This is a genomic window from Glycomyces artemisiae (assembly GCF_003002955.1).
GTDB lineage: Bacteria > Actinomycetota > Actinomycetes > Mycobacteriales > Micromonosporaceae > Glycomyces > Glycomyces artemisiae.
This window is the reverse complement of the sequence record NZ_PVTJ01000014.1, coordinates 34,482-61,328: the sequence shown is the minus strand read 5'-3', so window position 1 is coordinate 61,328 and position 26,847 is coordinate 34,482. Positions and strand designations below refer to the sequence as shown.

The 26,847-nt window shown below is 72.5% G+C and carries 27 protein-coding genes; 17 read left to right on the top strand and 10 right to left on the bottom strand.

Annotation, left to right across the window (positions count from 1 at the left end):
- Positions 1–121: 121 nt before the first annotated feature.
- The 12 genes from B0I28_RS25415 (at position 122) to B0I28_RS25360 (ending at position 15,831) form a co-directional block, all read left to right on the top strand.
- Complete coding sequence (locus B0I28_RS25415; RefSeq protein WP_106366669.1) at positions 122–1,948, top strand: ABC transporter substrate-binding protein; 1,827 nt, start codon at positions 122–124, stop codon at positions 1,946–1,948.
- Positions 1,945–2,988, top strand: a complete 1,044-nt coding sequence (locus tag B0I28_RS25410; protein WP_106366668.1) for an ABC transporter permease — start codon at positions 1,945–1,947, stop codon at positions 2,986–2,988. Before B0I28_RS25415 ends, B0I28_RS25410 begins: the two co-directional genes overlap by 4 nt.
- The gene (locus B0I28_RS25405; protein ID WP_106366667.1) at positions 2,985–3,896 is read left to right on the top strand and encodes an ABC transporter permease; all 912 of its coding nucleotides are present in this window, start codon (positions 2,985–2,987) and stop codon (positions 3,894–3,896) included. Before B0I28_RS25410 ends, B0I28_RS25405 begins: the two co-directional genes overlap by 4 nt.
- Positions 3,893–4,876, top strand: a complete 984-nt coding sequence (locus B0I28_RS25400; protein WP_106366666.1) for an ABC transporter ATP-binding protein — start codon at positions 3,893–3,895, stop codon at positions 4,874–4,876. The genes B0I28_RS25405 and B0I28_RS25400 overlap by 4 nt, the downstream gene beginning before the upstream one ends.
- The gene (locus B0I28_RS25395; RefSeq protein WP_106366665.1) at positions 4,863–5,861 is read left to right on the top strand and encodes an ABC transporter ATP-binding protein; all 999 of its coding nucleotides are present in this window, start codon (positions 4,863–4,865) and stop codon (positions 5,859–5,861) included. The genes B0I28_RS25400 and B0I28_RS25395 overlap by 14 nt, the downstream gene beginning before the upstream one ends.
- Positions 5,858–6,688, top strand: coding sequence for a M55 family metallopeptidase (locus tag B0I28_RS25390; RefSeq protein ID WP_106366664.1), 831 nt, complete (start codon positions 5,858–5,860; stop codon positions 6,686–6,688). The genes B0I28_RS25395 and B0I28_RS25390 overlap by 4 nt, the downstream gene beginning before the upstream one ends.
- A complete protein-coding gene (locus tag B0I28_RS25385) occupies positions 6,681–7,973 on the top strand; it encodes a M20/M25/M40 family metallo-hydrolase (protein ID WP_106366663.1) in 1,293 nt (430 codons plus the stop codon). The genes B0I28_RS25390 and B0I28_RS25385 overlap by 8 nt, the downstream gene beginning before the upstream one ends.
- A gap of 9 nt (positions 7,974–7,982) precedes the next feature.
- A complete protein-coding gene (locus B0I28_RS25380; protein WP_106366662.1) occupies positions 7,983–9,968 on the top strand; it encodes a S9 family peptidase in 1,986 nt (661 codons plus the stop codon).
- Positions 9,965–10,888 carry a S66 peptidase family protein gene (locus B0I28_RS25375; RefSeq protein ID WP_106366661.1) on the top strand — a complete coding sequence of 308 codons (924 nt, stop codon included), beginning with the start codon at positions 9,965–9,967 and terminating at the stop codon, positions 10,886–10,888. The genes B0I28_RS25380 and B0I28_RS25375 overlap by 4 nt, the downstream gene beginning before the upstream one ends.
- Before the next feature lie 135 nt (positions 10,889–11,023).
- Positions 11,024–12,799, top strand: a complete 1,776-nt coding sequence (locus tag B0I28_RS25370; protein WP_106366660.1) for a glycoside hydrolase family 3 protein — start codon at positions 11,024–11,026, stop codon at positions 12,797–12,799.
- A gap of 9 nt (positions 12,800–12,808) precedes the next feature.
- Positions 12,809–14,059: an exo-beta-N-acetylmuramidase NamZ family protein gene (locus tag B0I28_RS25365; RefSeq protein ID WP_106366659.1), complete on the top strand. Its 1,251-nt coding sequence runs from the start codon at positions 12,809–12,811 to the stop codon at positions 14,057–14,059.
- A 23-nt stretch (positions 14,060–14,082) separates the two neighbouring features.
- Positions 14,083–15,831, top strand: a complete 1,749-nt coding sequence (locus B0I28_RS25360) for a serine hydrolase domain-containing protein (RefSeq protein ID WP_106366658.1) — start codon at positions 14,083–14,085, stop codon at positions 15,829–15,831.
- 30 nt (positions 15,832–15,861) lie between these two features.
- Here the strand turns inward: B0I28_RS25360 and B0I28_RS25355 are convergent, their stop codons facing one another.
- Positions 15,862–16,866 (bottom strand): SDR family oxidoreductase, encoded by a 1,005-nt coding sequence (locus B0I28_RS25355; RefSeq protein ID WP_106366657.1) that lies wholly within the window; start codon positions 16,864–16,866, stop codon positions 15,862–15,864.
- A 76-nt stretch (positions 16,867–16,942) separates the two neighbouring features.
- Between B0I28_RS25355 and B0I28_RS25350 the strand changes: the two genes are divergently transcribed.
- The 3 genes from B0I28_RS25350 to B0I28_RS25340 all read left to right on the top strand — a co-directional run bounded on the left by B0I28_RS25350 (position 16,943) and on the right by B0I28_RS25340 (position 18,972).
- Complete coding sequence (locus tag B0I28_RS25350) at positions 16,943–17,596, top strand: VOC family protein (protein ID WP_181245964.1); 654 nt, start codon at positions 16,943–16,945, stop codon at positions 17,594–17,596.
- Between the two features lie 40 nt (positions 17,597–17,636).
- A complete protein-coding gene (locus B0I28_RS25345; RefSeq protein ID WP_106366656.1) occupies positions 17,637–18,293 on the top strand; it encodes a hypothetical protein in 657 nt (218 codons plus the stop codon).
- A gap of 67 nt (positions 18,294–18,360) precedes the next feature.
- The gene (locus tag B0I28_RS25340; RefSeq protein WP_219926985.1) at positions 18,361–18,972 is read left to right on the top strand and encodes an NAD(P)H oxidoreductase; all 612 of its coding nucleotides are present in this window, start codon (positions 18,361–18,363) and stop codon (positions 18,970–18,972) included.
- Positions 18,973–18,990: 18 nt separating this feature from the next.
- On the opposite strand, the gene B0I28_RS27005 is transcribed toward B0I28_RS25340, so the two are convergent.
- Genes B0I28_RS27005 through B0I28_RS25310 form a run of 6 tightly spaced genes read right to left on the bottom strand, consistent with a single transcriptional unit; the run spans position 18,991 to position 21,345 of the window.
- Complete coding sequence (locus B0I28_RS27005) at positions 18,991–19,554, bottom strand: hypothetical protein (protein WP_181245963.1); 564 nt, start codon at positions 19,552–19,554, stop codon at positions 18,991–18,993.
- A complete protein-coding gene (locus B0I28_RS27530; RefSeq protein WP_106366653.1) occupies positions 19,551–20,072 on the bottom strand; it encodes a DUF6286 domain-containing protein in 522 nt (173 codons plus the stop codon). Before B0I28_RS27530 ends, B0I28_RS27005 begins: the two co-directional genes overlap by 4 nt.
- Positions 20,069–20,431 (bottom strand): hypothetical protein, encoded by a 363-nt coding sequence (locus B0I28_RS25325; RefSeq protein WP_106366652.1) that lies wholly within the window; start codon positions 20,429–20,431, stop codon positions 20,069–20,071. The genes B0I28_RS27530 and B0I28_RS25325 overlap by 4 nt, the downstream gene beginning before the upstream one ends.
- Positions 20,424–20,600: a DUF2273 domain-containing protein gene (locus B0I28_RS25320; protein WP_106366651.1), complete on the bottom strand. Its 177-nt coding sequence runs from the start codon at positions 20,598–20,600 to the stop codon at positions 20,424–20,426. Before B0I28_RS25320 ends, B0I28_RS25325 begins: the two co-directional genes overlap by 8 nt.
- 2 nt (positions 20,601–20,602) lie before the next feature.
- Positions 20,603–20,920 carry a hypothetical protein gene (locus B0I28_RS25315; RefSeq protein WP_219926984.1) on the bottom strand — a complete coding sequence of 106 codons (318 nt, stop codon included), beginning with the start codon at positions 20,918–20,920 and terminating at the stop codon, positions 20,603–20,605.
- The gene (locus B0I28_RS25310) at positions 20,917–21,345 is read right to left on the bottom strand and encodes an Asp23/Gls24 family envelope stress response protein (protein WP_106366650.1); all 429 of its coding nucleotides are present in this window, start codon (positions 21,343–21,345) and stop codon (positions 20,917–20,919) included. Before B0I28_RS25310 ends, B0I28_RS25315 begins: the two co-directional genes overlap by 4 nt.
- A 171-nt stretch (positions 21,346–21,516) precedes the next feature.
- On the opposite strand from B0I28_RS25310, the gene B0I28_RS25305 reads away from it, so the two are divergent.
- Both B0I28_RS25305 and B0I28_RS25300 read left to right on the top strand, forming a co-directional pair.
- On the top strand, positions 21,517–22,974 hold the full coding sequence (locus B0I28_RS25305) for a glycoside hydrolase (protein WP_106366708.1): 1,458 nt from the start codon (positions 21,517–21,519) through the stop codon (positions 22,972–22,974).
- 68 nt (positions 22,975–23,042) lie between these two features.
- Positions 23,043–23,492: a DUF1269 domain-containing protein gene (locus B0I28_RS25300; RefSeq protein ID WP_106366649.1), complete on the top strand. Its 450-nt coding sequence runs from the start codon at positions 23,043–23,045 to the stop codon at positions 23,490–23,492.
- Between the two features lie 69 nt (positions 23,493–23,561).
- Here the strand turns inward: B0I28_RS25300 and B0I28_RS25295 are convergent, their stop codons facing one another.
- The 3 genes from B0I28_RS25295 to B0I28_RS25285 form a co-directional block, all read right to left on the bottom strand.
- Positions 23,562–24,635 (bottom strand): cellulose binding domain-containing protein, encoded by a 1,074-nt coding sequence (locus B0I28_RS25295; protein WP_106366648.1) that lies wholly within the window; start codon positions 24,633–24,635, stop codon positions 23,562–23,564.
- A 147-nt stretch (positions 24,636–24,782) separates the two neighbouring features.
- The gene (locus tag B0I28_RS25290) at positions 24,783–25,355 is read right to left on the bottom strand and encodes a GNAT family N-acetyltransferase (RefSeq protein WP_146148239.1); all 573 of its coding nucleotides are present in this window, start codon (positions 25,353–25,355) and stop codon (positions 24,783–24,785) included.
- Positions 25,345–26,841 carry an APC family permease gene (locus tag B0I28_RS25285; RefSeq protein ID WP_106366646.1) on the bottom strand — a complete coding sequence of 499 codons (1,497 nt, stop codon included), beginning with the start codon at positions 26,839–26,841 and terminating at the stop codon, positions 25,345–25,347. Before B0I28_RS25285 ends, B0I28_RS25290 begins: the two co-directional genes overlap by 11 nt.
- Positions 26,842–26,847: the final 6 nt, after the last annotated feature.

Below are 26,847 nucleotides of genomic sequence, written 5' to 3'. Positions count from 1 at the left end.
CACATCGTTGACAAGTCAAGAAGAGTTCCGTCATGCTGTCCGATACCCTGAGGGCCCGCAGGGCACCGCGTCCGCGGGAGAGCCCCAGGCGCCCGGAACCGAATGCGAGGACCTGCACCCCATGAATCCCCATGCCCTGACGCGGCGGCTCCTGGCCGCCGCGGCCGCGCTCCTGATGTCGGCCGGAGCGCTGGCCGTCGCCGCGCCCGGCGCGGCGGCCCAAGAGGAGGACAAGGACACCCTGCTCATCGCCACGAACCAGGAGGTCGACACCTTCAACCCGTTCAAGCGGCGGTTCGTCATCACGTACGAGACGAGCATGATGACGTACGAGACGCTCGTGCGCATCGGCGCTGACTACGAGCCCGAGCCGGGCCTGGCGACCGAGTGGGAGGAGTCCGAGGACGGTCTCACCTGGACGTTCACGATCCGCGACGGCGCGACCTGGTCGGACGGCGAGCCGCTGACGGCCGAGGACGTGGCGTACACGTACGGCCTGCTCATCGAGAACCAGGCGATCCACGACTGGAACATCGACTTCGCGGGGAACCTCGTCTCCGCCGAGGCCACGGACGAGACCACGTTCGTGCTCACCCTCGCCGAGCCGTCCCCGTGGGACGTGCTCACGCGCGAGGTCTACATCGTCCCCGAGCACGTCTGGTCGACGTACGCCGACCCGTCGGCCGACGACGCGAACCAGCTCCCGCTGGTCGGCTCGGGCCCGTTCCAGGTCACCGAGTACGAGACCGACGAGTTCATCCGCCTGGAGGCCAACGAGTCCTACTGGGAGGGCGCGCCGGGCTTCGACGAGGTCGTCTACGACTACTACACCGAGACCGACGCGGCCGTGGCCGCGCTGGAGGCCGGCGAGGTCGACATCGTGGGCAACGGCATGGGCGGCCTGAACCCGGCCCAGACCGAGGCGCTCGCGTCGCAGGACCACGTCACCGTCAACGACGTGGAGGGCCGCCGGTACGTCTCGCTGACCCTGAACTACAACTCGGTGACCCAGGACGGCACCGAGTTCGGCGACGGGCACCCCGCGCTCAAGGACCCGGTCGTGCGGCAGGCGCTGCACATGGCGCTCGACAAGCAGGCCCTCGTGGACACCGTGCTCGACGGCTCCGGGACCCCGGCGGTCGGGATCATCCCGGCGATCTTCGAGCAGTACCACTGGGACGGCGGCGACCAGCTCGTCGAGTTCGACATCGACGGCGCGAACGCCCTGCTCGACGAGGCGGGCTACGTGCGCGGCGACGACGGCGTCCGGACCATGCCGGGCACCGGCGAGCGGCTGAGCTTCCGGTTCTACCAGCACGCCGACAACACCGCGTACGCCACGATCGCGCAGTTCGCGACCGAGTGGTGGGCCGAGATCGGCATCGAGGTCGTGCCCGAGGCGATCGAGCAGTCCGCGCTGAACGACCTGGCCTACCTGGGCGAGTTCGACATCGCGTTCTCCGGCTGGGGCGTGGGCCCCAACCCGACCGAGCAGCTGGGCATGCACACGTGCGCGGTCCTGCCGACGCTCACCGACGGCACCGAGCGCTCCAGCGAGAACAACTACTGCAACCCCGAGTTCGACGCGCTCCACGAGCAGCAGAAGGTCGAGTCCGACCCGGACGCGCGCGCCGAGCTCGTCAAGCAGCAGCAGGCGCTCATGTACGCGGACACGCCCGTGATCTACCTGTACTACCAGAACGTCATGGAGGCGTACAACCACGACCGGATCACCGGCATGACGACGCAGCCCTCCGAGGGCGGCATGGTCACCGGCCAGCAGGGCTTCACGTGGTCGTACTACACGGCGCAGCCGGCCGGGGCGACCGAGGAGTCGGGCGTCCCGGTGTGGGTGTGGATCGCCGTCGGCGCGGCAGTGGTCGTCGTCGTGGCGGGCGGCATCTGGTTCGCGATGCGGCGCAAGAGCACCGCGGACGAGCGCGAATGACCGAAGTGCCACCTCCCGCGGGCGGGGCTGCGGCCCCGCCCGCGGGGCGGCGCGCGCGGCGGACGTCCTCGGGCTTCGGGCGCTACCTGCTCAAGCACGTCGGCGGCGCGGCCGTGTCGCTCCTGCTCGTGCTGTTCTCGTCGTTCTTCATCTTCCGGCTCATCGGCGGCGACCCGATCGACCAGCTCACCCGCGAGCGCCCGGTCTCCCCCGAGCAGCGGGCCGCGATGCGCGCCGAGATGGGCCTCGACCAGCCCATGGTGAAGCAGTTCTGGGACTACATCACCGGGACGCTCACGATGGACCTGGGCGACTCGTTCCAGTACCGGCGCCCGATCTTCGACCTCATCGTCGAACGGCTCCCGGCCACGCTCCTGCTCTCGGGCACCGGCATGGTGCTCGCGGTGGTCCTGGGGCTGTGGATCGGGACGCGCTCGGGCTGGCGGCAGGGCAGCCGGTACGACCGCGCCCACGTCGGGACCGGGCTGCTGCTGTACTCGGCGCCCACGTTCTGGCTCGGCATGATCGTGATCCTGGTCTTCGCCAGGTACATGGGGCTGTTCCCGGTCAACGGGATGCGCTCGCCGAGCACGCCGCCGGACTTCTGGTCGCAGGCGCTCGACATCGGGCACCACCTGGTGCTGCCGGTCCTCACTTACACGGCCGTGGTCTACGCCGGGTACCTCATGATCATGCGCTCCTCCATCTTGGACGAGATCGGCTCGGACTACCTCACCACGGCGCGCGCCAAGGGCCTGCGCGACGACGAGGTGCGCGACAGGCACGCCGTGCCCAACGCGCTGCTGCCGACGGTGACGCTGGTGTTCCTCGCGATCGGCGGGGTCGTCAACGGCTCCATCGTCACCGAGGCGGTGTTCTCGTGGCCGGGGCTCGGGAGCCTGTTCGTGCAGGCGATCTTCTACCCCGACCGGCCCGTGCTGCAAGCGCTGTTCGTGCTGTTCTCGGCCTCGACCATCCTCGCGGTGCTCGCCGCCGAGATCCTCTACTGGTTCATCGACCCACGGATTCGGAAGTCATGACGGCATCCACCACCACCTCCCCGCGGGCCCTCGCATGGGCCCGGCGGCGGCAGTCGTTCGCGCGGTCGTGGGCCGCGTACCGGGCCCAGCGCACCGGCATGGTCGGCCTGGTCCTCCTGGGCGCCATCGTGGTCCTCGCGCTCGCCGCGCCGGTCCTCATCGACGAGTCCGCGCTCAGCGTCACCCAGGCCACCGGCGGGCGCATGGAGCCTCCGAGCGCCGATTTCCCGCTCGGCACCGACGAAGTGGGCCGCTCGGTCCTCGCGCTCACGCTGTGGGGCTCGCGGCTGTCGCTCCTCATCGGACTCACGGCGACCGTGGTGGCGATCCTCATCGGCACCGCCGTCGGCGTCACCAGCGGCCACATCGGCGGCGCCTACGGCTGGTTCGCGCTGCGGATCTCCGACTGGTTCATGGTGCTCCCCAGCCTCGTCGTCGCCATCGCGCTCCTCGCGGTCCTGGGCCGCAGCATGGGGACCACGATCCTCGTCATCGCGCTCGTCTCCTGGTCCGGTACGACGAGGCTCGTGCGGGCCCAGACCCTCACCGTCCAGGCCCGGCCGTACCTGGAGCGCGCCAGGGCGCTCGGCGCCGGGCACTGGCACCAGATGACGAAGCACATCCTCCCCAACGTGCTGCCGCTCGTGCTCGCCAGCGCGACGCTGCTGGTGCCCTCGGCGATCCTCATGGAGTCCTCGCTCGCGTGGCTCGGCCTGGGCGACCCGAACGTGGTGTCGTGGGGCTCGATCCTGAACCGCGCCAGCGACAACGGGGCGGTGTCGGCGCACGCGTGGTGGTACCTGCTGCCGCCGGGCCTGGCGATCCTCCTGGTGGTGCTCGCGTTCATGATGTGCGGGCGGGCCCTGGAGGCCGTGTTCAATCCGAGGCTGCGAGGTGAGCAGGGATGACGCTCTTGGAGTTCCGGGACGTGCACGTCACGTACACCGGGTCGCGCGGGCGGGTCCCGGCCGTGCGCGGCGTGGACTTGGCGCTGGAGGCCGGGCAGGTGCTCGGGGTCGCGGGCGAGTCGGGGTGCGGGAAGTCGACGCTGGCGATGGCGGTGCTGCGGCTGCTGCCGAAGTCCGCGGAGGTGTCCGGGGAGATCCTGCTCGACGGGGAGGACCTGCTCACGATGGGGTGGGGCCGGCTGCGGGCGGTGCGGTGGACGGGCGCGTCGATCGTGTTCCAGGGGGCGATGCACTCGCTCAACGCGGTGCAGCGGATCGGGCGGCAGGTGGCCGAGCCGATGCTGGTGCACGACAAGGACTTGAGCGCGGCGAAGGCCGCGAAGCGGGCGGAGGCGCTGCTGGAGCGCGTCGGCCTGCCGCCGTCGCGGGCGCGGAGCTTCCCGCACGAGCTGTCGGGCGGCCAGCGGCAGCGGGTGATGATCGCGATGGCGCTGGCGTGCGACCCGGATCTGATCATCGCCGACGAGGCGACGACGGCGCTCGACGTGATGGTGCAGGCGCAGGTGCTGCAATTGATCTCGGGCCTGGTGAAGGAGCGCGGGGTGGGGCTGGTGATGATCTCCCACGACCTGTCGGTGCTCTCCGCGACGTGCGACACGGCCGCGGTGATGTACGCGGGCAAGGTGGTCGAGCAGGGTCCGGCGCACGAGGTGTTCGCGCGGGCGCGGCATCCGTACTCGGCGGCGCTGGGCGCGGCGTTCCCGGTGATCGGGGACCCGGCGTCGCGGCGCAATCCGGGCGGGCTGGCGGGCGATCCGCCGGACCCGGGGCGGCTGCCGGAGGGCTGCTCGTTCCGGCCGCGGTGCGCGGTGGCGGTGGAGCGGTGCGGCGAGGCGTCGCCGGAGCTGCTGGAAGTGGAGGGCGCGCGGCTGTCCGCGTGCTTCGTGGCGCAGGAGGGGGAGCCCGTTGTCCTCGGATAAGGTGCTGACGGCCCGGGGCCTGCGGGTCGAGTTCGGGCTGCCGGGCGGGCGGGTCGCGCGCGCGGTGGACGGCGTGGACCTGGATGTGGCGCCGGGCGAGATCGTGGCGCTGGCGGGCGAGTCCGGCTGCGGGAAGACCACGTTGGCGCGGACGCTCCTGGGTCTGGAGCGTGCCACGGGCGGTGAAGTCGCCTTCGGCAATGTGCCGCTGGGGCGGTCGACGAAGGCGCTGAAGGCGTACCGGCGGCAGGTGCAGCTGGTGCTCCAGGACCCGTCGGGGGCGCTGAACCCGCGGCACACGGTGTACGACGCCGTGGCGGAGGGCCTGCGCATCCACGGGATCACCGACGACGAGCCGGGCCGGGTGGCCGAGGCGCTGTCGCGGGCGGGCCTGCGGCCGCCGGAGCGGTTCTTCCTGGCGTACCCGCACGAGCTGTCGGGCGGGCAGCGCCAGCGCGTGGTGATCGCGGGGGCGCTGGTGCTGGAGCCGAGCATCCTGGTGGCGGACGAGCCGGTGGCGTCGCTGGACGCGTCGGTGCGCGGGGAGATCCTGTCGCTCCTGCTGCGGCTCAAGGAGGACGCGGGGCTCGGGGCGCTGGTGATCACGCACGACCTGGGTCTGGCGTGGAGCATCGCGGACCGGATCGCGATCATGTACCTGGGGCGGATCGTGGAGCAGGGGCCGGTGGAGCAGGTGCTCACCGAGCCGCGGCACCCGTACACGCGGGCTTTGGTGTCGGTGCTGCCGGACTCCCCTGTTGCGGAGCCGGTGGTGCTGGCGGGCGAGCTGCCGGACGCGTCGCGGATTCCGGGCGGGTGCCGGTTCCGGCCGCGGTGCCAGGAGGTGGCGGCGGGGAACGCGCTCAAGGTCCTGGATCAGTGCGAGGGCGTGGACCCGGCGGTGCTGGGGCCGGACGCGGAGCCGCATCTCGTTGCGTGCCACCTCGACCGGGCGCTGCGCGACCCTGCGAGGATGTCGGGGTGAAGATTCTCGTGAGCGCCGACATGGAGGGGGCCACGGGAGTGACGTGCCCGGAGGACGTGCTGCCGGGCGGGCCGGGCTGGGAGCGGATGCGGCCGGTGTTCACCGGGGACGTGAACGCGGCGGTGCGGGGCCTGTTCATGAGCGGCGCGGACGCCGTGGTGGTGAACGAGGCGCACTGGTCGATGCGGAACCTGCTGCTGGAGCGCCTCGATGCGCGGGCGACGATGATCACGGGGCGGCACAAGGACCTCTCGATGATGGAGGGCGTGCAGCACGGGGACGTGGACGGCGTGGTGTTCCTCGGGTACCACGCGGGCGCGGGGTCCGAAGGGGTCCTGGCGCACACGTACCTGGCGAACTCGGTGACGGGCGTGTGGCTCGACGGGGTGCGCGCGAGCGAGGGCCGCTTGAACGCGGCCGTGGCGGCCGAGTTCGGGGTGCCGGTGATCATGGTGATCGGCGACGACAAGGCCGTGGAGGACGCGGAGGGCTATGCGCCCGAGGCGGTCGGCGTGGCGGTGAAGGAGTGCGTGTCGCGGTACGCGGCGCGGTGCGACCCGCCGGAGGTGACCGCGGAGGCGATCAGTGCCGGGGCGGCCGCGGCGGCGGCGCTGGCGGTCCGGCACGAGCCCGTGGTGGCGCCGCACCGGGTCGAGGTCGAGTTCGACGCCGACCACCTGGCGCGGGCGGCGACGGTGGTCCCGGGCGTGGCAGTCTGCGGGGAGCGGCGGATCGGGTACGAGTCGGCGACGATGTACGAGGCGATCCGCTGCTTCAAGGCGGTCACGACCCTGGCGAGCGCGGCGATGGAGGAACAGTATGGCTGATGCGCAGGCGCTGGAGGAGGTCGTCGCGTTCACGCGGGACCTGATCCGGTTCGACACGACGAACCTCGGCGGCGGGGACGGGAACGAGCGGGCCGCGGCGGAGTTCGCGGCCGAGCGGCTCGCCGAAGCGGGCTTGGAACCGGCGATCCTGGAGAAGGCCCCGAACCGGTCCAATGTGGTTGCGCGCCTGGAGGGGACGGACCCGGAGGCCCCGGCGCTGCTCGTGCACGGCCATCTGGACGTGGTGCCCGCGGCGGCCGCGGACTGGTCGGTGGACCCGTTCGGCGGGGAGATCGACGCGGACGGGATGCTTTGGGGCCGCGGGGCGATCGACATGAAGGGCATGGACGCGATGATGCTCGCGGCCGTGCGGTCGTGGGCGCGCGAGGGCGTGCGGCCGCGGCGGTCGATCGTGTTCGCGTTCGTCGCCGACGAGGAGGCCGAGGCCGACTTCGGGTCCCGGTACCTCGCCGAAGAGCACGCTGAGAAGTTCGAGGGCTGCACCGAGGGGATCTCGGAGTCCGGCGGGTTCACGTTCCACAGCGACGGGATGCGGATCTACCCGATCGCGGCGGGCGAGCGGGGCACGGCCTGGCTGGAGCTGACGGCCCGCGGCCGGGCCGGGCACGGCTCGAAGCGCAACCCGGACAACGCGGTGAGCAAGCTGGCGGCGGCGGTGGCGCGGATCGGCGCGCACGAGTGGCCGCTGCGGGTCACGCCCGTGGTGGAGGCCGCGGTCGCCGAGCTCGCGGCGCTGCACGGCGTCGAGCCGGACTATGAGGACCTGAGCGGGCTCGGCGCGGCCGCGCAGCTCGTGGAGTCGACGCTGCGCAACAGCGCGAACCCGACGGTCCTCGAAGCGGGCTACAAGGTCAACGTGATCCCCGAGCACGCGCGCGCCGAGGTCGACGGCCGGGTGGTGCCGGGCGGCGAGGCCGAGTTCGAGGCGACGATGGACGGGCTGTGCGGCCCCGACGTGCAGTGGCGGTACGCGCACCGGTCCCGGTCGCTCGCCGCGCCCGTGGACTCGCCGACGTTCGCGGCGATGCGGGCCGCGATCCTCAAGCACGACCCCGAGGGCCGTCCGGTGCCGTTCTGCATGTCGGGCGGGACGGACGCGAAGGAGTTCTCGCGGCTGGGGATCACCGGCTACGGGTTCTCCCCGCTGGCGCTGCCGCCCGAGTTCGGGTACGGGACGCTGGCGCACGGCGTGGACGAGCGCGTCCCCGTGGAGGGGCTGCGGTTCGGCCTGCGGGTCCTGGACGACTTCCTGCTGAACGCATAGGAGACGGATGTGAAGCGAGCCCCTTACGGCGCTTGGGAGTCCCCGATCGGCACCGCGCTGGTCGCCGAGTCCGACGGGCGGCCGGGCTTCCTCGGCGCGGTCGGGGACGAGCTGTGGTGGACCGAGCCGCGGCCCGACGAGGGCGGCAGGCGCGCGCTCATGCGCCGCACCGCCGACGGGGCCGTGGAGTCGGTCCTGCCCGCGCCGTGGAACGCGCGCAACCGGGTCCACGAGTACGGGGGCCGCCCGTGGGCGGGCGCGATCGGCGAGGACGGCAGCCCCGTCGTCGTGTTCACCAACTACGAGGACCAGCGGCTGTACGTGTTCGAACCGGACCGCTGGCGCGACCCGCTGCCGGTCAGCCCGGCCCCGGCGTTCCCCGGCGCGCTGCGCTGGTCGGAGCCCGTGGTGGACCTGGAGCGGTACGAGGCGTGGGCGGTCCTGGAGGAGCACACCGGGCCCGGCCCCACGGACGTGCGCCGCGTCATCGCCAGCGTGGACCTGACGAGGTACGGGGACGACGCGCGGGTGCGGGAGCTGACCGACGACTCGTACCGGTTCCTCGCCGGCCCGCGGGTGAGCCCCTCGGGGTCGGCGCTCGCGTGGATCGCCTGGAACCACCCGCACATGCCCTGGGACGAGACGGAGCTGCGCGTCGCCGAGATCGTCGGCGAGGACGACCCGGTGCTGTCCGGGGTGCGCACCGTGGCCGGGGGCGACGGGGAGTCGATCGCGCAGGTCGAGTGGTCCCGGGACGAGACGCTCGTGTTCGCCGGGGACAGGACGGGCTGGTGGAACCTCCACTGGGTCGACCCGCACACCGGGGAGCGCGGCCCGGTCCACGAGGCCGAGTCCGAGTTCGCCGGACCCCTGTGGACGCCCGGGTCGACGTGGTTCCAGATCCTCGCCAGCGGCGACATCGCCGCCGTCCACGGCAGGGGCGAGAGCCGCCTCGGGGTCTTCGACGCGTGGGAGCGGCGGCTGAGCCCCGTCGAGGGGCCCTGGACCGACTGGGCGCCGGGCCTCGCCGCCGCGGACGACCACGTGTACGGCCTGGCCGCGGGCCCGCACTCGGGCTACGAGGTCGTGGAGGTCGACACGCGCAGCGGCGCCGCCAAAGCCGTGGCCGCCGTGAACGAGGCCAAAGTGGACCCCGCGTATCTGCCGGTCCCCGAGCACCGCACGTTCACCGGCCCGGACGGGCGCGACGTGCACGCCCACGTGTACCCGCCGCGCAACCCCGATTTCGAAGGGCCCGAAGGCGAAGCGCCGCCGTATGCGGTGTGGGTCCACGGCGGGCCCACCAGCCACGTGCGGGCGGTGCTCGACATGGAGCTGGCGTACTTCACCTCCCGCGGCATCGGCGTCGTCGAGGTCAACTACGGCGGGTCCACCGGCTACGGCCGCGCCTACCGCGAGCGGCTGCGCGAGCGCTGGGGCGAAGTGGACGTGGAGGACTGCGCGGCGGTCGCCCGCGCGCTCGCCGCCGAGGGCCTGGCCGACCCGGCGCGGATCGCGATCCGCGGCGGCAGCGCCGGGGGCTGGACCGCCGCGGCGTCGCTCACCTCGCCTGCGGCCGCAGGCGTCTACGCGTGCGCGGTCGTCAAGTACCCGATCCTGGACCTGTCCGGGTGGACCGGGGACGAGACGCACGACTTCGAGTCCCAGTACGTGTACTCGATGGTCGGTCCGCCGGAGGTCCTGGAGGAGCGCTCGCTGGAGCGGTCCCCCGTGCATCACGCCGACCGGATCGGCGCCCCGTTCCTGCTCCTCCAGGGCCTGGAGGACGAGATCTGCCCGCCCGCGCAGGCCGAGAGGCTCCTGGAGCGCGTGCAGGGCAAGGGGATTCCGCACGCCTACCGGACCTACGAGGGCGAGCAGCACGGGTTCCGCCGCGCCGAGACCATCGAGGACGCGGTGCTCGCCGAGCACGCCCTGTACGCCGAGGTGTTCGGCTTCGCGGGCCCGGACTTCGAACTGGGGCTGAAGCCTTGAGCCTCAAGCCGCTGCGCCGCCCGCGGCGCCTCGTCCCCGGCGACCGGGTCGCCGTCGTCTCCCCCGCGAGCCCCTCCCCCGGCGAGCGGATCGACGCGGGGCTGGCGGTCCTGCGCTCGTGGGGCCTGGAGCCGGTGGTCATGCCGCACGCGGCGGCGCGGACCGGCCTGTTCGCCGGGCTCGACCTCGACCGGGCCGGGGACTTCCAGGACGCGTGGCTCGACCCGCGGATCGCGGCCGTGTTCGCCGCGCGCGGCGGGTACGGGTCGCAGCGGATGATCGACCTCGTCGACTGGGAGCGGCTGCGCGGCGCCGAGCCGAAGGCGTTCATCGGGTTCAGCGACATGACGGCCCTCCACGAGGCCATCGCCATCAACCTCGGCCAGGCCACGGTCCACGGGCCCATGCCGACGTGGACGGCCTTCACCGGCGACGCGGGGATGCAGGAGCACCTGCGCCAGACCCTGTTCGAACCCGAGCGGGTGCAGAAGATCGCGTCGTCGACGGCGCGGACCATGAACGGCGGCACCGCCACCGGGATCACCGTCGGCGGGACGCTGACCCTCCTGGCGGCCGGGATCGGCACCCCCGACCACCGCGCCGACGTCGCGGGCGGCCTGCTGCTCCTCGAAGACATCGGCGAGGAGCCCTACCGGATCGACCGGGCCCTGACGCAGCTGCGCCGCGCCGGGTGGTTCGACGGCCTCGCCGGGGTCGTCCTCGGCTCATGGGCCGACTGCGGGCCGTACGAGGAGGTGCGCGAGGTGCTCGCGGACCAGCTCGCGGGCCTGTCCATCCCCGTGGCGGAGGAGTTCGGGTTCGGGCACTGCACCCCGTCGCTCACGATCCCGTTGGGCGCCAAGGCGACACTGGACGCCGACGCCGGGACGCTCCACTTCGGAGTCCCAGCGCTGGCCTGACCGCCCCCGGCGCACTATTTTGAAAATTCTCTCCGTAGTCTTGCCTTTACATGAAGTTTTCTGCCAGGATGAGCGGATCGGGCCTACCCGTCGAAAAGGGACCGCCCGGACCCCGCACAGACTGGAGTCGCTCACATGCAGACGCATCCCCGCCGGACCGTGCTCGCCGCCGCCCTCGGCGCGGCCGCGGCGACCGCCGCCGCCGGAACCGCGCAAGCGCACGGCGGCAGCGCCGAGCGCCGGTTCGTCAAGCGCCGCCTCAAGGCCATGAGCCTGGAGCAGAAGGTCGGCCAGCTCTTCACCACCTACGCGTACGGGCAGACCGCCGACACCACGGCCGCCGCCGACGTCGCCAGCAATCAGACCGCGCACGGCGTCGACAACGCCGCCGCCCTCATCGAGCGGTACCACCTCGGCGGCATCATCTACTTCGCCTGGTCGAACAACGTCGCGAACCCCGACCAGATCACCGCGCTCTCCAACGGGCTCCAGGACGCGGCCCTCGCCGGATGCGGGACGCCCTTGTTCATCGCCACCGACCAGGAGCACGGCCTCGTCACCCGCATCGGCCCGCCCGCGACGCAGCTGCCCGGCGCGATGGCGCTCGGCGCCACGCACGACCCCGAGGCCGCCCGCGCCGCGGCCGTCATCGCCGGGACCGAGCTGCGCGCCATGGGGCTCAACCAGAACTTCGCGCCCGACGCCGACGTCAACGTCAACCCCGCGAACCCCGTGATCGGCGTGCGCTCCTTCGGGTCCGACGGCGAGCACGTCGCCGCGTTCGTCGCCGCGCAGGTCGAGGGCTACCAGGCCCGCGGCGACCTCGCCGCCACCGTCAAGCACTTCCCCGGGCACGGCGACACCGAGGACGACAGCCACTCCGAGCTGCCGCAGATCGACCACACCTACGAGGAGTGGCGCGAGATCGACGCCCCGCCGTTCCGCGCCGCCATCGAGTCCGGCGTGGACCTGATCATGACCGCGCACATCCAGTTCCCGGCGCTCGACGCCTCGCTGCGGCCCGCGACGCTCTCCGAGGAGATCCTCACCGGGCTCCTGCGCGACGAACTCGGCTACGACGGCGTCGTCATCACCGACTCGCTGCGCATGGAGGGCGTGCGCAACGGCTACGGCGACGACCGCATCCCCGTGCTCGCGCTCATCGCCGGGGCGGACATCCTGCTCATGCCGGAGCACATCGACATCGCGTTCAACGCCGTCCTCGCCGCCGTCGACGGCGGCGAGCTCACCGAGAAGCGCATCGACGAGTCGGTGACCCGCATCCTCGGCCTGAAGTACCGGCTCGGGCTCTTCGGCGACCCGTACGCCGACCCCGAGCTCGTGGACGACGTGGTGGGCATTCCCGCGAGCCTCGAAGCGGCGCAGGCGCTCTCGGACCGGACCACGACCCTCGTCACGAACGACGGGACGCTGCCGGTGCCGACCGACGGCGGCTCGGTCCTCGTCACCGGGTGGGGCGTCACCACCGTGGCGCGGATCGCGGCCGAGTTCGGCAACCGCGGGTGGAGCCAGACGAGCCTCGTCACCGGCGCCGCGCCCACGCAGGCGCAGATCGACGCCGCCGTGGCCGCCGCCGCGGGCAAGGGCCTCATCGTCGTGTCCACCAACAACACCAAGCTCAACCCGACTCAGGTGACGCTGGTCGAGGCGCTCGCGGGCACCGGCGTCCCCGTCGTCGCCCTCGCCGTCCAGAACCCCTACGACATCGCCTGGCTCGGCGACCACCCGAACGCCTACCTCGCCACCTACTCGTACTCGCTCGACGGCCTCGAATCGGCCGTCCACGCGATCCTCGGCTCGGTGAACCCCGCCGGGCGGCTCCCCGTCGACATCCCCACCGCCGACGGCGCCGGCGTCCTGTTCCCCTTCGGCCACGGCCTGAGCTACTAGGAGCACCGCATGAAACGCAGGACAGTCATCGGCGGCACCGTCGCGGGCGCCGCCGCGGCCCTCGCGACCGCCGCCCCCGCCGCCGCCCGCGGCGGACGCGCCGTCCGGACCGGCGTCGAAGTCCTGGCCCGCAGCGACTTCCGCGAACTCGCGGGCCAGCGCGTCGGCGTCATCTCGAACCCCACCGGGGTCCTCCCGGACCTGAGCCACGAAGTGGACCTCATGCACGGGAGCGGGAAGGTCGACATCGCGGCGGTCTTCGGCCCCGAGCACGGCTTCCGCGGCGTCTCGCAGGCCGGGGAGGGCGAGGACTTCTTCCTCGACGCGAAGACCGGGCTGCCGGTGTACAACGCGTACAACGACATGGACCGAATGGCGGAGGTGTTCGCCGAGACCGGGATCGAGACGGTGGTCTTCGACATCCAGGACGTGGGCGCGCGGTTCTACACCTACATCTGGACCATGTACCTCGCGATGGAGGCCGCGGGGCAGCTGGGCCTGCGGTTCGTGGTCCTCGACCGCCCGAACCCGGGGTCGGCGCTGGCGGCGAGCGGGCCGGTGCTGCACCCGGAGCACGCGACGTTCGTGGGGCTCAAGCCGATCGCGCAGCGGCACGGGATGACCGTGGGCGAGCTGGCGCGGCTGTTCAACGGCGAGTTCCTCGGCGGGGCCGTGGACCTCACGGTGGTGACGATGGAGCGGTGGCGCCGGGGCATGTACTTCGAGGAGACGGGGCTGCCGTGGGTGCCGCCGTCGCCGAACATGCCGACGGTGGCGACGGCGGTGGCGTACCCGGGGACGTGCCTGTTCGAGGCGACGGCGCTGTCGGAGGGGCGGGGCACGACGAAGCCGTTCGAGTTCCTCGGGGCGCCGGAGATCGACCACGAGTGGTCGGAGGCGCTGGAGGGGCTGCCGGGCGCTCGTTTCCGCGAAGCGTATTTCACCCCTACTTTCTCGAAATGGTCGGGAAAGGTCTGCGGGGGCGTGGAGCTGCAAGTCACCCGAAGGGATGAATTCGATCCGATCAGGACGGCGCTGGCGATGGTCATCGCGCAGCGGCGGGTCTTCCCGCAGTACGGCTGGCGGTCACAGGACGTGACGTCGTTCTGGCTGGACAAGCTCACCGGGAACCAGGCGGTGCGGCTCGCGGTGGAGGCCGGGGCGGACGTCGACGAGGTCACGGCGCTGTGGGCCGATGAATTGGATGCGTTTTCCGAGCAAAGAGAGTCGTACTTGCTCTATCGCGGCACCGCTCAGTGATGGCACGATAACCAGGAGACACGATGCAGCGTCGAACCATGCTCGGGGGCGCGGCGGGGGCGCTGTGGTCGGCGTTCGCGCTCGGCTCCCGCGCCAACGCCGAGGAGCGCCCCTCCATGCCCGATCCGACCGGCCCGCCGAGCGCTGGGCCGTACGATGTGACCTTCCCCGAACATCCGCTGGAACTGCGGTACGGGCCTTGTTCCGAAGCGCGGTTGACCGCCGCGCACGTCGACCTCATCACCCCGCAACTGAAGTCCTATATGGAGGGTTCTGCCCCCTCGTTCCCCGGTTTCACGGTCCTCGCCGCGCGCCGCGGCGTGGTCGTCCTGCACGAGGCCGGGGGCCACCGGCTCCGCTACTCCGGGTGGGACGAGGAGACCGAGACCGCGATCGAGCTGCCGGAGGCCGAGCGGCTCCCGGCCGAGACGGGCACGGTCTACGACCTGGCCTCGATCTCGAAGCTGTTCACCGCCACCGTCACCGGCCGCCTCATCGACGACCACGTGGTGGACCTGAAGCTGCCGGTCGTCGACTACCTCCCCGAGTTCGACTCGGTCGACCCCGCGAAGTCCCCCATCACGCTGGAGATGCTGCTGTCGCACACCTCCGGGATGATCTCCTTCATCAACCTGTACGACAAGCCCGACGACGCCGCGCGCATGGCCGCGATCTACGCGCAGCCGCTGCGCCGCGCCCCCGGGTCGGGCTACGAGTACTCCGACCTCAACCTCATCGTCCTGGGCAAGGTCCTGGAGCGGGCGACGGGCCAGGGCCTCGCCGACCTGGTCGCCGAGTTCGTGTGCGAGCCCTTGGGGCTCAAGGACACCGGGTACAACCCGGTGGACCGGATGCGCACGGCCGCGACGGAGTACCAGCCGTGGACGGGCCGCGGCACCGTCCACGGGGAGGTCCACGACGAGAACGCGTGGGCCTTCGGCGGCGTCGCCGGGCACGCGGGCGTGTTCGCCACGGCGTGGGACCTGGCGGTGTTCGGGCAGATGATCCTCAACGGCGGCCGCTACGGCGACGCCGAGATCCTCTCCGAGTCCACCGCGCGCATGGTCTTCACCGACATGAACGCCGGGATGGGCGAGGCCGCGGCGCGCGGGCTCGGCTGGCAGCTCGGCCAGCGCTGGTACATGGACGCGATGAGCTCGCCGGTCACCGTGGGGCACACGGGGTACACGGGCACGTCGATCGTGCTCGACCCGCTCGCGGGCACGCTGCTGGTGCTCATGACGAACCGGGTCCACCCGACGCGCAGCCGCGGCACGGCCAGCGCCTACCGGCGGGCGGCCTCGCGGCCGCTGGGCCGGGCGGTGCCGGTGCGGCCCGCACGGGGCCGCGACGCGTGGTACGCGGGCCAGGCCGACGCGACGACGGCGACGCTCACGGCGGTGCTGCCGCGGCCGAGCGACCGCGCCACCGCGCGGTTCTCGCTCTGGTACGACACGGAGGCCACGGACCTGGCGGTCCTGGAGGCGAGCCCTGACGGGTCGGCGTGGACGCCGGTGCCGCTGGAGCTGCGCACCGAGGACCACTGCTGGCGGACCGAGGGCGCGTTCTCGGGCTACTCGGGGCGCCAGTGGATCGGTGCGACGGCGGTCGTGCCGGACGGCACGGCCCGGCTGCGCTGGCGGTACACGTCCGACCCGGTGTACCAGGGCCGGGGCGTGTACGTCGACGGGGTCGAGGTGCGCGAGGGCCGCGCCGTCCTGTGGGAGGGCGACGGCTTCGAGGCGGTCGGCTGGACCAGGTCCCGGGACTGAACGGGGTGCGCGGGAGTCCCCGCGTACCCCCTACGGCATGGGGTGGGGCGCGTAGCGGTCGGCGAGCCAGTCCATGACCTTGTCGCGCTCCGCGTCGACCACCTGCTGCTCGGGGTGGGCGTCGTACCAGGCGACCACCTCGCGCGCGCCGAGCTTGTAGGGCGTGGTGCGCTGCCCGAACGCGGGGACGAGGCGCTTGACCTTGGTGTTGTCGAAGACCATCGAGTGGGCCTTGTCGCCGAGGAGCCCGGGGCCCCAGCCGGGGTCGGCGGCGGCGATCGCGTCTGAGGGGACGTGGACGAGGTCCGGCTCGTCGACTCCGGCCGCGGCGGCGACGTGCTGGAAGATCTGGTTCCAGGTGGGGGCCTCGTCGCCGGTGATGTGGAAGGCCTCGCCGATCGCGGCATCGAGGCCGAGGAGCCCGGTGAAGCCGACGGCAAAGTCGCGGGCGTGCGTGATGGTCCACAGGGACGTGCCGTCGCCGTGGACGATGACGGGCTTCCCGGCGCGCATGCGCTCGACGACGGTCCAGCCGCCGTCGAAGGGCAGCAGCGTCTCGTCGTAGGTGTGGGAGGGCCGGATGATCGTGGCGGGGAAGCCCTCTTCGCGGTAGGCGGCGGTGAGAATCTCCTCGCAGGCGATCTTGTCGCGCGAGTACTGCCAGAACGGGTTGCGCAGCGGCGTGGACTCGGTGACCGGCAGATGCGAGGGCGGGGTCTGGTAGGCGCTCGCCGAGGAGATGAACAGGTACTGGCCCGTGCGGCCCGCGAACAGCTCGATGTCGCGGCGCACCTGCTCGGGCGTGAACACGACCCAGTTGACGACGGCGTCGAACGTCCGGTCGCCGAGGACGGCCTTCACGGCGGCGGGGTCGCCCGCGTCGGCGGTGAGGACCTCGGCCCCGTCGGGGACGGCGCGCTCGCTGGTGCGGCCGCGGTTGAGGACGGTGACGTCGAGCCCCTGGGCGACGGCCTCGCGCACGCAGGAGGTGGAGATCCGGCCGGTCCCGCCGATGAACAGCACGCTGACGCTCACGTGAAACCCCTTTCTGTATACGACGCTCCCACCCTACTCGGGCGCGCGTGTCGGACCCGCGGGTTACGGTGGCCCGATGGACGGGATGTTGAGCCCGAAGGGCTTCCAGGAGGCCGACGCGAGCGGCCGATGGCGGGTCGTCGGGGACGGCGCGTGCGCGTTCTTCAGGACCGGGTCGATGCGGGAGGCCGCCGAGTTCGCGGCGGCCGTCGCGGACCTGCCGGGCGTCGGACCGCACCGGCCGGACCTCGACCTGCGGTCGGAGGGGGTGACGGTCCGGCTCGTCGCGGTGGAGCCGGACTTCTGGGGCCTCACGGCCCGGGAGGTCGCACTCGCCCAGGACATCTCGGCCGTGGCCGACGGGCTGGGACTGGAGTCGGACCCCTCACGGCTCCAGTCGGTCCAGGTCTCGATCGACGCGATGTCGCACCCGGAGGTGATCCGGTTCTGGAAGGCCGTCCTCGGCTACGAGGAGCGCGGCGACGAGGACCTGGTGGACCCGATGGGGCGCAACGCGTCGTTCTGGTTCCAGGAGATGGACGCGCCGCGCCCGCAGCGCAACCGGATCCACGTCGACGTGTTCGTGCCCGACGAGAAGGTGGAGGCGCGGCTCGCGGCGGCGCTCGCCGCCGGGGGCGTGCTGGTGCGCGACCGGTCGCCGCACTGGTGGGTCGTGGCCGACCCGGAGGGCAACGAGGCGTGCGTGTCGACGCTCGGCACACGCGACTGACTGACGCGGGTTGTCGCAGGGGCCTGGCACCATCGGAGCGGTGAGCAACACTGACGCCTCCGTCCCCTGGGGCCGCCCCGCGGTCGACTCGATCCCGCTGCCGCCCTTCGGCACCGCCGAGGAGCGCACCCGTTTCACGCGGGCGCTCCAACTGCACGTCGCCCTCGTCGACGACGGCGCGCCGTCGCTCGCCGCGAAGGTCCTCGCCGAGGCCCTCGGGAGCGGGCGGCGCGGGCCCGGCGGAGGCGGGCCGGACCTGACGCCGCTGGAGCTGACGGTCGCGCTCGCCACGTACTTCCCCGCGCCCTGGACGCCCGCGGCGCTCGCGGCGGTCCTCGCGGACCGCCACGGCGCGCCCCGGGACCTCGGCGACGGCTCCTGGAACTGGGGGTACGACCCCGATTTCACGGCCGTGCCGCGCGAGGGCGGCGGCTGGGAGGTCGAGCGGCACGAGCGCGGTTCGCGCCGGCCGTTCGCGACCCTGGAGCGCGACGGGGACCTGGTCCTCATGTGGATGGACCACGTCAGGACCTCCTTCGCCTACCCGTACGGGTGGCGCGCCGAGGCGGCCGTCGCGGACGCGCTCGCCGAGCCGGTGCGGGCCGTCAGGCGGGCGCACGCGGCCGACGCCGGGAGGCCGTACCTGGTGAACTGGCGGGCCGAGCGCGAGCGGTTCTTGGACGAAGGCCGGGCGTAGACGCTCGCACATGCATCGGTCGGTTTCGGACATGGCCCGTCTGCATTCGGGCGGGTGTACTTGGCGCATGAGCGAAACCGAACCCACCGCACTCGTCGTCGTCGGCCACCACCGGGCCGGCTCCCTCACCGCCGCCGTCGCCGAGCGGGCCGCGAAGCGGCTCGCCGACCGCGGCTACCGCGTCGACCTCCTCGACCTGGAGCGCGAGGGCTTCGACCCGCGCAACAGCGTCGCGGACGAGCCGGACTACAGCGACCGCGACAAGCGCTACAGCGACGAGGTCCACGCCCACATCGCCCGCGTCCACGCCGCTGATGTCATCGTGCCGGTGTTCCCGGTGTGGTGGTACGGGACGCCCGCGCTGCTCAAGGGCTGGATCGACCGGGTCTGGAACTACGGGCTCGCGTACGGGCGCAGCAAGTCCCCCATGGCGGGCAAGCGGATGCTGTGGATCGGGCTCGCGGGGCTCGCCGAGGACGACCCGCTGTCGGAGCTGACCCGCGACCTCCTCGACAAGACGCTGCGGATCGGCGTCTCGCAGTACTGCGGGATCCCCGGCGCGCACACGCTCGCGCTGTACGACAGCGAGGGCCAGGACTTGGAGGGCGAGGCGCGGGACCGGCACTACGAGGCGCTGTTCGCAAAGGCCGAGGCGGCCGTGGACGCGCTGCTCGACTGAACCCAGTGGACGCGTGGGTCAGTGGACGCGCGGCGTGCGGCGGCGGCCGGGGCGCTTCGGGCCGTCGACGAGGATGCGCACCGCGATCTCCCCGTCGGGGAACGCGGTGCGCACCGATGCGGCGATGCCCGCGGCGGCGTTGACGAGGGATTCGCCGTCGGCGCGCGGGTCGACGTGCGTGCGCAGTTCGATGAGCTGGCCGCCGCGGACCGCCGTGCGGCGGCTGGCGGTCCGGTCGACGGGCGCGACCCGGTCGAGGTCGGCGCGCAGCCGCGGCGCCACTGAGCGCACGTCGAGATCGATCCGGTCGGACCCGGTGGAGGACAGGGCGACGCGGCCTTCGGCCGGGCGCGGGAGGCGCGCGAGGAGCCACCACAGGGCGAGGACCGCGAGGACGACGGCCGCGCCGAGGGCGGCCCACGCGAACCAGTCCGCGTCGACCACGTCGCGGACCTGCGCGGTGTCGAGGCGGGTCCAGATCCCGGCGAGGTCGAAGCGCCAGTCGAGGACCGCGGCGGCCGCGGCCAGGAGCAGCAGGCCGAGGACGGCGGCCGCGGGGCGGTCGATCGCAGGTCGCCTCATCGCGCGCCCTCCTTGGCCTGCACGGACACTTCGAGCTCGCCGAGGCCGCCGAGCCGCGCGCCGACCGATTCGAGGATGTCGGCGACGGCCGCTTCGTGGCCGGGGGCGAGGAGGGCCTTGACGCGCAGGCGGCGGCGCCGCATCTCGCCGGCGGCGTGGAGGACCCCGGGGGCGCGCTCGGCCGCGTCGGCGGCGACCGCCTCGATCGCGGCGGGCGCGATCCACAGGTCGCCGGGGCCGTCGGCGTGCAGGTGCGAGCGGCGGGCCGGGAGGAACGCGGCGATGAGGAACCACAGGCCGAGGAGCGCGGCGGCGGCGCCACCGGCGAGGGCCCACGCGGACGGCCGCCGGTCGTCCAGGGCCGCAAGGGCCTCGCCGAGCCAGGACGCGTTCGCGGTCCAGCCGCGCGCGGCGGCGGCGTGCTGCGCGAGGAGCGCGGCGAACGCCAGGAGCAGGAGCGCGCCGAGGACGGCGGGCCAGGCGGCGGCCGGGCCGCGGCGCGGGTCGCGGAGCTTCATCGGACCCTCCGCGTCTGCTCGGGGGTGTCGACGACGTGGACGCCCACGTCGACCGCGACCACGTCGTACCCGGTGATCCGGGCGGTCTCGGCGCGGACGCGGGCCGCGAGGTCCTTGGCCGTAGCGGCGACGGGGCCGGGCCAGGCCACGCCGACGTCGAGGCGGGCCCAGATCCGGCCGTGCTTGACGGTGGCCTTCGCCTTGGGGCGCTTGGATTTGGCGGTGCCGTCGCAGGCGAGCGCGGCGCCTTCGATGATGCGGGCCACCGCGGCGTCGGCGAGGCGCAGGCTGCCGCGCTCTCCCGGCGGCCGGTCGGCGCCGGAGCCGGGGAGGTCGGCGAGCGCGAAGTCCTCAGTCACGGCGGCCTCGGAAGCGCTCGAACAGGTCGATCTCGCCGCTGGTCTTGCCCGCGACGGCGAAGCCGAGCGCGCCGAGGACCACGGCGAGGAGGAACCCGGTGAAGCCGCCGTTGATGACGGCCAGCGCCAGCAGGAGCCCGGCGACGAGGCCGGCGAAGGAAGCCTTCATGGTCAGTCCCCTTTGTTTGCAGCGGGATCGGCATCGTCCGCTGCGGCGATGTCCTCGATGACGACTGAGACGGCCCGGTCCTCGGCGAGCGGTGCGACGGCGGCGCGGATCGCGTCCGCCGCGGCCGGAATATCGGTGCCCCAGGCTACGGTCACATGGACTTCGCAGTCGGTGTCGCCGAGCCGCAGGCCCGGGACGCGGCGGCCGGGAAGGAGGACGGCGACCGACCCGTGGAGTCCGGTCACGCCGGGCACGGCGAGGACGGCGTCGGCGATGGCGTCGACGCCCGCAGCGAAGTCCTCGGCGGCCACGGTCCTCACTCGACCCTCGGCTCGCCTTCGGGCTCGGCGTCGGGGTCGTCGAGGTGCACGTCGTGGACGGTGATGTTGACTTCGGTGACTTCGAGACCGGTCATGCGCTCGACGGCGTCGACGATGTTGCGGCGCACGCCCGCGGCGAGGTCGGCGATGGCGATGCCGTACTCGGCGACGACGTCGAGGTCGACGGCGGCCTGGCGTTCGCCGACTTCGACGGAGACGCCCTGGCCGTAGTTGGTGCGCGAGCCGGGGATGCGCTCGCGCAGCGCCCCGACGGCGCGGCCGGTGGCGCCGCCGAGCTGGTGGATGCCGTCGACTTCGCGGGCGGCGATCCCGGCGATCTTGGCGACCACCTGGTCGGCGATCACGGTCCTGCCCTGGTCGCTCGCGAGCGGCCCGGTGTCTTCGGCTTTGGTGTTCTCCGGCATCGCTGACCTCCCGTTTCGCAGTCGTCCCCCACCGTCGCACAGAACGCAAGCGGTTGTCGCGAAAAGCGGCGAACCGGGCCGCCGTCTCTTTTTCTCATGCTTTATCGAAGGAATTGACTTTCGTGGGCGGCGCTGCGATCATCGAAGAATCTCGATGTATTGGAGGGCGTCATGCGCCGTCGCACACTCTTCACCGCCGCCGGCGCGGGGGCACTCGCCGCGGGCGCCGTCCCCTCGGCCGCGCGGGCGGACTACACGACCGCGGTCAATCCGGGCACGTCGTGGGGCGTCTGGGAGGGCTGGGGCACCTCGCTGTGCTGGTGGGGCCGGGCCTTCGGGAACCGGAACGACCTCGCCGACCTCATGTTCACCCGCAACAACGTGACGTACAACGGGGCCTCGCTGCCGGGGCTGGGTCTGAACATCGTCCGCTACAACGCGGGCGCCTGCTCGTGGAACTCGATCAACGGCGAGACCATGGAGGTCTCGCCGAACATGATGCGCTCGCGGCAGATGGACGGGTACTGGCTCGACTGGAATTCCAGCGACCCGTCCTCGGCGAGCTGGGACTGGTACGTCGACAGCGCGCAGCGCAACCTCATGTGGAAGGCCCGCGACCGGGGCGCGAACCTGTTCGAGCTGTTCTCGAACTCGCCGATGTGGTGGATGTGCGTCAACCACAACCCCTCGGGCGGCTCGGACGGCAACGCGGACAACCTCCAGTCGTGGAACCGCCGGCAGCACGCGGTGTACATGGCGACGGTCGCCAAGTACGCGCACGACCACTGGGGCGTCGACTTCGACTACGTGGACCCGTTCAACGAGCCGATCGCGAACTGGTGGACGGCGACCGGGACGCAGGAGGGCTGCCACTTCAGCGTCGCCACGCAGTCGATCGTCATCGACCACCTGCGCAGCGAGCTGGACGCGCGCGGCCTGTCGTGGATGCCGATCACCGCCTCGGACGAGTCGCTGTACGACCAGGCCGTGAGCACCTGGAACGGGCTCACGAGCTCGGCGAAGGGGAAGGTCGCGAAGGTCAACGTCCACGGCTACCAGTACGAGGGCGGACGCCGCGACTCGGTGTACAGCGCCGTCCACGGGGCCGGGAAGCGGCTGTGGAACTCCGAGTACGGCGAGAACGACGGCACGGGCCTTCGCTTGGCGCGCAACATCAACCTGGACTTCCGGTGGCTCCACCCGACCGGCTGGTGCTACTGGCAGGTCCTCGACGGCGGCGGCTGGGGCCTGGTCCAGGCCGACAACGAGGCCGGGACGCTCGGCGCGGTCAACACCAAGTACTTCGTGTACGCCCAGTACGCGCGGCACCTCCGCCCCGGCATGACGATCATCGACGGCGGCGAGGCCAATACCGTTGCGGCGCACGACGCCGCGTCGGGGAAGCTCCTCATCGTCACCACGAACTACGGGACGGCGCAGACCGTGACGTACGACCTGTCGGCGTTCGGGACGGTTCCCGACGGCACGGCCGTGCGCTGGTCGACGCAGACGAACGGGTCCGAGCGGTACGCGCGGTACACCGACACGACCGTGTCCTCGAAGCGGTTCTCGCGGGCGTTCCCGGCGAACACGGTGATGACCTTCGAGATCGAGGGCGTGCGCCGCTGATTCGGGCGTTCGGGGGCGGGTGCGCGGCTCCGCGTCCTACGTTGGAGTGGACCGGAAGGAGCGGAGCCGTGGACTACCCCGAACGACTCTTCGTCCTCGCCTACCCCGACGCCCGGACCGCCGAGGCGGCCCGCGACCGGGTCCTGGAACTCCAGCGGCCCGAGCACATCACGATCAGGGACATGGCCGTCGCCGAGAACCGCGACGGGAAGATCAGACTGCGCCAGTACCGCAGCAACACCGCCATCGGCTTCGCCGTCGGCGGCATGTGGGGCGGCCTCATCGGGCTGCTCGTGTTCGCGCCGTTCGTGGGCCTGGCGCTGGGCGCCGCGGCGGGCGCGATCGGCGGCGCCCAGACCGACACCGGGATCAACGACGAGTCGATGAAGGCGCTCGCCCGCCACCTCACCCCCGGCGCGGCGGCGCTGTTCGTCCTCGAAGAGGGCGCCTCGCGCGACCGCATCGTGGAGGCGCTGGCGGAGTTCGGCGGCGTCCTCATCGAGGATCCGCTCGAATAGCAGTCCGCTCAAGTGAGACGCCAGCGGCGCCGGGCCCGGTGGGGCTCGGCGCCGCTGCCGTCGGGGTGCTTACGAGAGGATCGGGTCGAGGGCCTCGAACCAGTTGGCGGCGAGCTTGACGTAGCCGTCCTCGTCGGGGTGGACGCCGTCGTAGGTGTCGACCGAGGGGACCCAGCCGGTGTGCTGGTCGACCACGACGATCGGGGACTCGGCTGTCGACAGGCCCGCGGCCCAGCCCGGGATCCGGGCGTTGAAGTCGGTCGTCCGCTGCGGGCAGTCGGCGCAGTTGCTCGGCGCGAGCGGGATGAGCTGCGCCGCGAGGATCACCGCGTCCGGGTTGAGCTCGCGCAGGTCCGCGACGATCTGGGTGTAGGCGGCGAGGATGGTCGCGGGCGGGATCGAGGACCAGACGTCGTTGGTGGCGAAGTGCAGCAGGAGCACGTCGGGCGTGTGCTGCTCCAGCCAGCCGCGCACGCTGCCGTTGCTCACCGACTGGGTGACGAGGAAGCCGCCGTGGCCCTCGTGGTCGGGGTCGGAGCCGGCCGGGTTGCAGGCCTGGGAGAGCGAGCCGACGAAGTCGACGTCGTACCCGGCCTGGTCGAGCAGCTGCCACAGGTTGCCGCGCCAGCAGCCGGGGCTGCCGGTGATGGAGTCGCCGAGGGGCATGATGCGCACGGCCTCGCCGGGCGGGTCGGTCGGGTCGTCGGTGGTGGGCGGGTCGGTCGGGTCCACTTGGCCGTCGCAGAGGTCGCCGTTGATCGCGACGCCGGTGGGGGCTGCGGTGCTGCCGGAGCCGATGAAGCCGAAGACCTCGCGGGTCTGGCCGGAGGCGACCGCGCCGTTCCAGCCGACGTCGGAGCCGGCGAACGCGCGGCCGCTCTGGGTCCACGAGACGTTCCAGGCGCTGGAGACGGCGGTCCCGGCCGGGAAGGTCCATTCGAGGTCCCAGCCGTTGATCGCCTCTCCGGCGGTGATCGCGACGTTGGCCTGGAAGCCCGAGCCCCAGCTGCTCACGATCGTGTAGTCCACTTCGCAGCCGTCCTCGGCGAGTGCCAGGTCCGCGGGGCCGAGCGTCAGCGCCACGGCGCCGAGGGCCGTCGCGGCGGCTGCCGCGAGGGCGGTGATCTTGCGTCTGAAGCGCATCCGTTGCTCCTTCACCGGACTCCGGGAACTGAGGGAGCGCTCCCAGAGCGAATGGGAAGATCATACCGAATCAGGCTTTGTATAGTCAAGTGTGTCAATATTTGCAAGTGAAAGCGGCGGCGGGCCCGGAGGCCCGCCGCCGCAGTCTCACGCGGCCTGCGGCTCGCGCCACATCGGATAGAGGAACGGCCCGCCGTCCTCCAGCCCGTACCGCTCCCCCATCGGCTCGTACCCGAGCGTCCCGTACAGGCGCGCGGTCTCCGGGGAGACCGCCTCCAGGTACGCGGGGATGCCGTCCCGGTCGAGCACGCGGTGGTGGCGGCGCAGCATCGCCGAGGCGATCCCGTTGCCGCGCTTGGCCTCCCGCACGCCCACCAGCGCCACGTAGTGGTGCGGCACGTCGGGGTGGTGGTCCTCCATCACCCGGTCGAGGTGCCGGAACCGGTCGACGACCGGCCCGCACGCGGCGGCCAGGCGCTCGTCGTAGTCGGGGATCTGCGGCGCCCCGGACGTGTGGTCGAACCACACGACCGCGCCGTCGAGGTCGCCGGAGGTGACGACCCCGCCGTGCCCGAGGGCGTGCTCCACGAGCAGCTCGAACTGGCCCCGGACCGCCTTGCGGCGCTGCTCCGGGTCGTCCGAGAGCCACCGGGCCGTCGGCAGCTCGTTGAACTCGTCGGCGAGCATCGCCGCCACGGCCCCGTACGCGCTAACGCTCACCGGCGGCCCCCACCGGCACCGCGGCCCGCTCGGCCGCCTGGACCAGCGGCGCCTTCGCGCCGTGGCCGATCCCCGCGTACACCTCGGGCCGGGCGCGCTTGAGGAACAGGCCCCAGCCCGCGCCCAGGAGCGCCAGCACCGCGAACACGATCGGCACGAGCTTCGGCAGCAGCGACCCCTTCTCGACGCCCAGGAGGGTGTGGAAGTGGACGACCGACAGGTACATGACCCCGGCCATCGCCAGGACCGCCAGCACCGGCGCGATCCTCGCGGCCCACAGGGACTCCTCGCGCCGATCCCGCGCGAAGTAGGCCAGGACCGCGATGCCGCACGTCAGGATCAGCGCGATGAGGCCGATCCCCGAGGCGGTGCCGAGGTAGTAGAACAGGTGCACCAGCGGGTCGAGGCCGAGCGCGGCCCACAGGACGATGACGAGGCCGCCGACGACGGTCTGCGTCGCGGAGGCGGCCACGGGCGCGCACGTGCGCACCGAAGTGCGGCCGAGCCACGAGAAGACGACCTGCTCGCGGCCGAGCGCGAACAGGTACCGCGCGGTCGTGTTGTGGAAGCTCAGGGACGCGGCGGTGACCGAGGTGAGCAGCAGGACCTGGCCGATGGTCACCCACGCGCCGCCGAGCTGGTCCCCGGCGAGGGTGAACATGAGGTCGGGGTCGGCGCTGGCGGCGACCACGTTGTCGTCGCCGACGGCGGTGATGATCGACCACGACGAGGCGATGTAGATGAACGCGAGGATGCCGATGGTCGCGAGCGTCGCGCGGGCGACGGTCCGCTTGCGGTCGCGGGCCTCCTCGCCGTAGACGGTGGGGGACTCGAATCCGATGAAGCCGATGACCGCGAGCGCGAGCACGGCCCCGGCGGCCTCGCCGCCGAGCGCGGACGGCGAGAGTGCGGCGAACGACAGGCCGTCCGCGGGGTGCGCGAAGTTCGAGGCGCTGAACATGAGGATGACGGCGACCTCGACGGTGAGGAGCACCGCGAGGACCTTCGCGTTGATGTCGACCGCGCGGGTCCCCAAGAGACCCACCAGGAGCCACGCGACGAGCGCCCACGCCCACCACGGCAGTTCGAGGCCGGCGCGGGTGAACAGGCCCTCCGCGGTGATGCCGAGGAGGCCGTACAGGCTGGCCTGGAGGGCGCAGTAGGAGGTGGCGGCGACCCAGGCGGCGGCGACGCCCGGGACGCGGCCGAGGCCGCGGGCGACGAACGCGTACATGGCGCCCGCGTTGGCGATGTGGCGGGCCATCGCGGTGTAGCCGATGCTGAACAGCCACAGGGAGACGGCGATGATGACGTAGCCGAGCGGGATGCCGATCTGGCCGGCCACGGCGAACATGACGACGACGCCGCCGGCGATCACGGTCAGCGGGGTCGCGGCGGTGAGCGAGAAGTGGAGGAGGCTGAGCGTTCCGAGCTTGTCGCGGGCCAGAGCGGACTGGACCGCGCTCGCTGGTGAGGGAGCGGACATGGGGTG

Coding starts and splice junctions, on each gene's coding strand:
- B0I28_RS25365 (WP_106366659.1), top strand. CDS start 12,809: ATGAAACGCAGGACAGTCATCGGCGGCACCGTCGCGGGCGCCGCCGCG.
- B0I28_RS25340 (WP_219926985.1), top strand. CDS start 18,361: ATGAGCGAAACCGAACCCACCGCACTCGTCGTCGTCGGCCACCACCGG.
- B0I28_RS25295 (WP_106366648.1), bottom strand. CDS start 24,635: ATGCGCTTCAGACGCAAGATCACCGCCCTCGCGGCAGCCGCCGCGACG.
- B0I28_RS25305 (WP_106366708.1), top strand. CDS start 21,517: ATGCGCCGTCGCACACTCTTCACCGCCGCCGGCGCGGGGGCACTCGCC.
- B0I28_RS25410 (WP_106366668.1), top strand. CDS start 1,945: ATGACCGAAGTGCCACCTCCCGCGGGCGGGGCTGCGGCCCCGCCCGCG.
- B0I28_RS25320 (WP_106366651.1), bottom strand. CDS start 20,600: ATGAAGGCTTCCTTCGCCGGCCTCGTCGCCGGGCTCCTGCTGGCGCTG.
- B0I28_RS25385 (WP_106366663.1), top strand. CDS start 6,681: ATGGCTGATGCGCAGGCGCTGGAGGAGGTCGTCGCGTTCACGCGGGAC.
- B0I28_RS25360 (WP_106366658.1), top strand. CDS start 14,083: ATGCAGCGTCGAACCATGCTCGGGGGCGCGGCGGGGGCGCTGTGGTCG.
- B0I28_RS25285 (WP_106366646.1), bottom strand. CDS start 26,841: ATGTCCGCTCCCTCACCAGCGAGCGCGGTCCAGTCCGCTCTGGCCCGC.
- B0I28_RS25350 (WP_181245964.1), top strand. CDS start 16,943: ATGGACGGGATGTTGAGCCCGAAGGGCTTCCAGGAGGCCGACGCGAGC.
- B0I28_RS27530 (WP_106366653.1), bottom strand. CDS start 20,072: ATGAAGCTCCGCGACCCGCGCCGCGGCCCGGCCGCCGCCTGGCCCGCC.
- B0I28_RS25370 (WP_106366660.1), top strand. CDS start 11,024: ATGCAGACGCATCCCCGCCGGACCGTGCTCGCCGCCGCCCTCGGCGCG.
- B0I28_RS25310 (WP_106366650.1), bottom strand. CDS start 21,345: ATGCCGGAGAACACCAAAGCCGAAGACACCGGGCCGCTCGCGAGCGAC.
- B0I28_RS27005 (WP_181245963.1), bottom strand. CDS start 19,554: ATGAGGCGACCTGCGATCGACCGCCCCGCGGCCGCCGTCCTCGGCCTG.
- B0I28_RS25400 (WP_106366666.1), top strand. CDS start 3,893: ATGACGCTCTTGGAGTTCCGGGACGTGCACGTCACGTACACCGGGTCG.
- B0I28_RS25415 (WP_106366669.1), top strand. CDS start 122: ATGAATCCCCATGCCCTGACGCGGCGGCTCCTGGCCGCCGCGGCCGCG.
- B0I28_RS25405 (WP_106366667.1), top strand. CDS start 2,985: ATGACGGCATCCACCACCACCTCCCCGCGGGCCCTCGCATGGGCCCGG.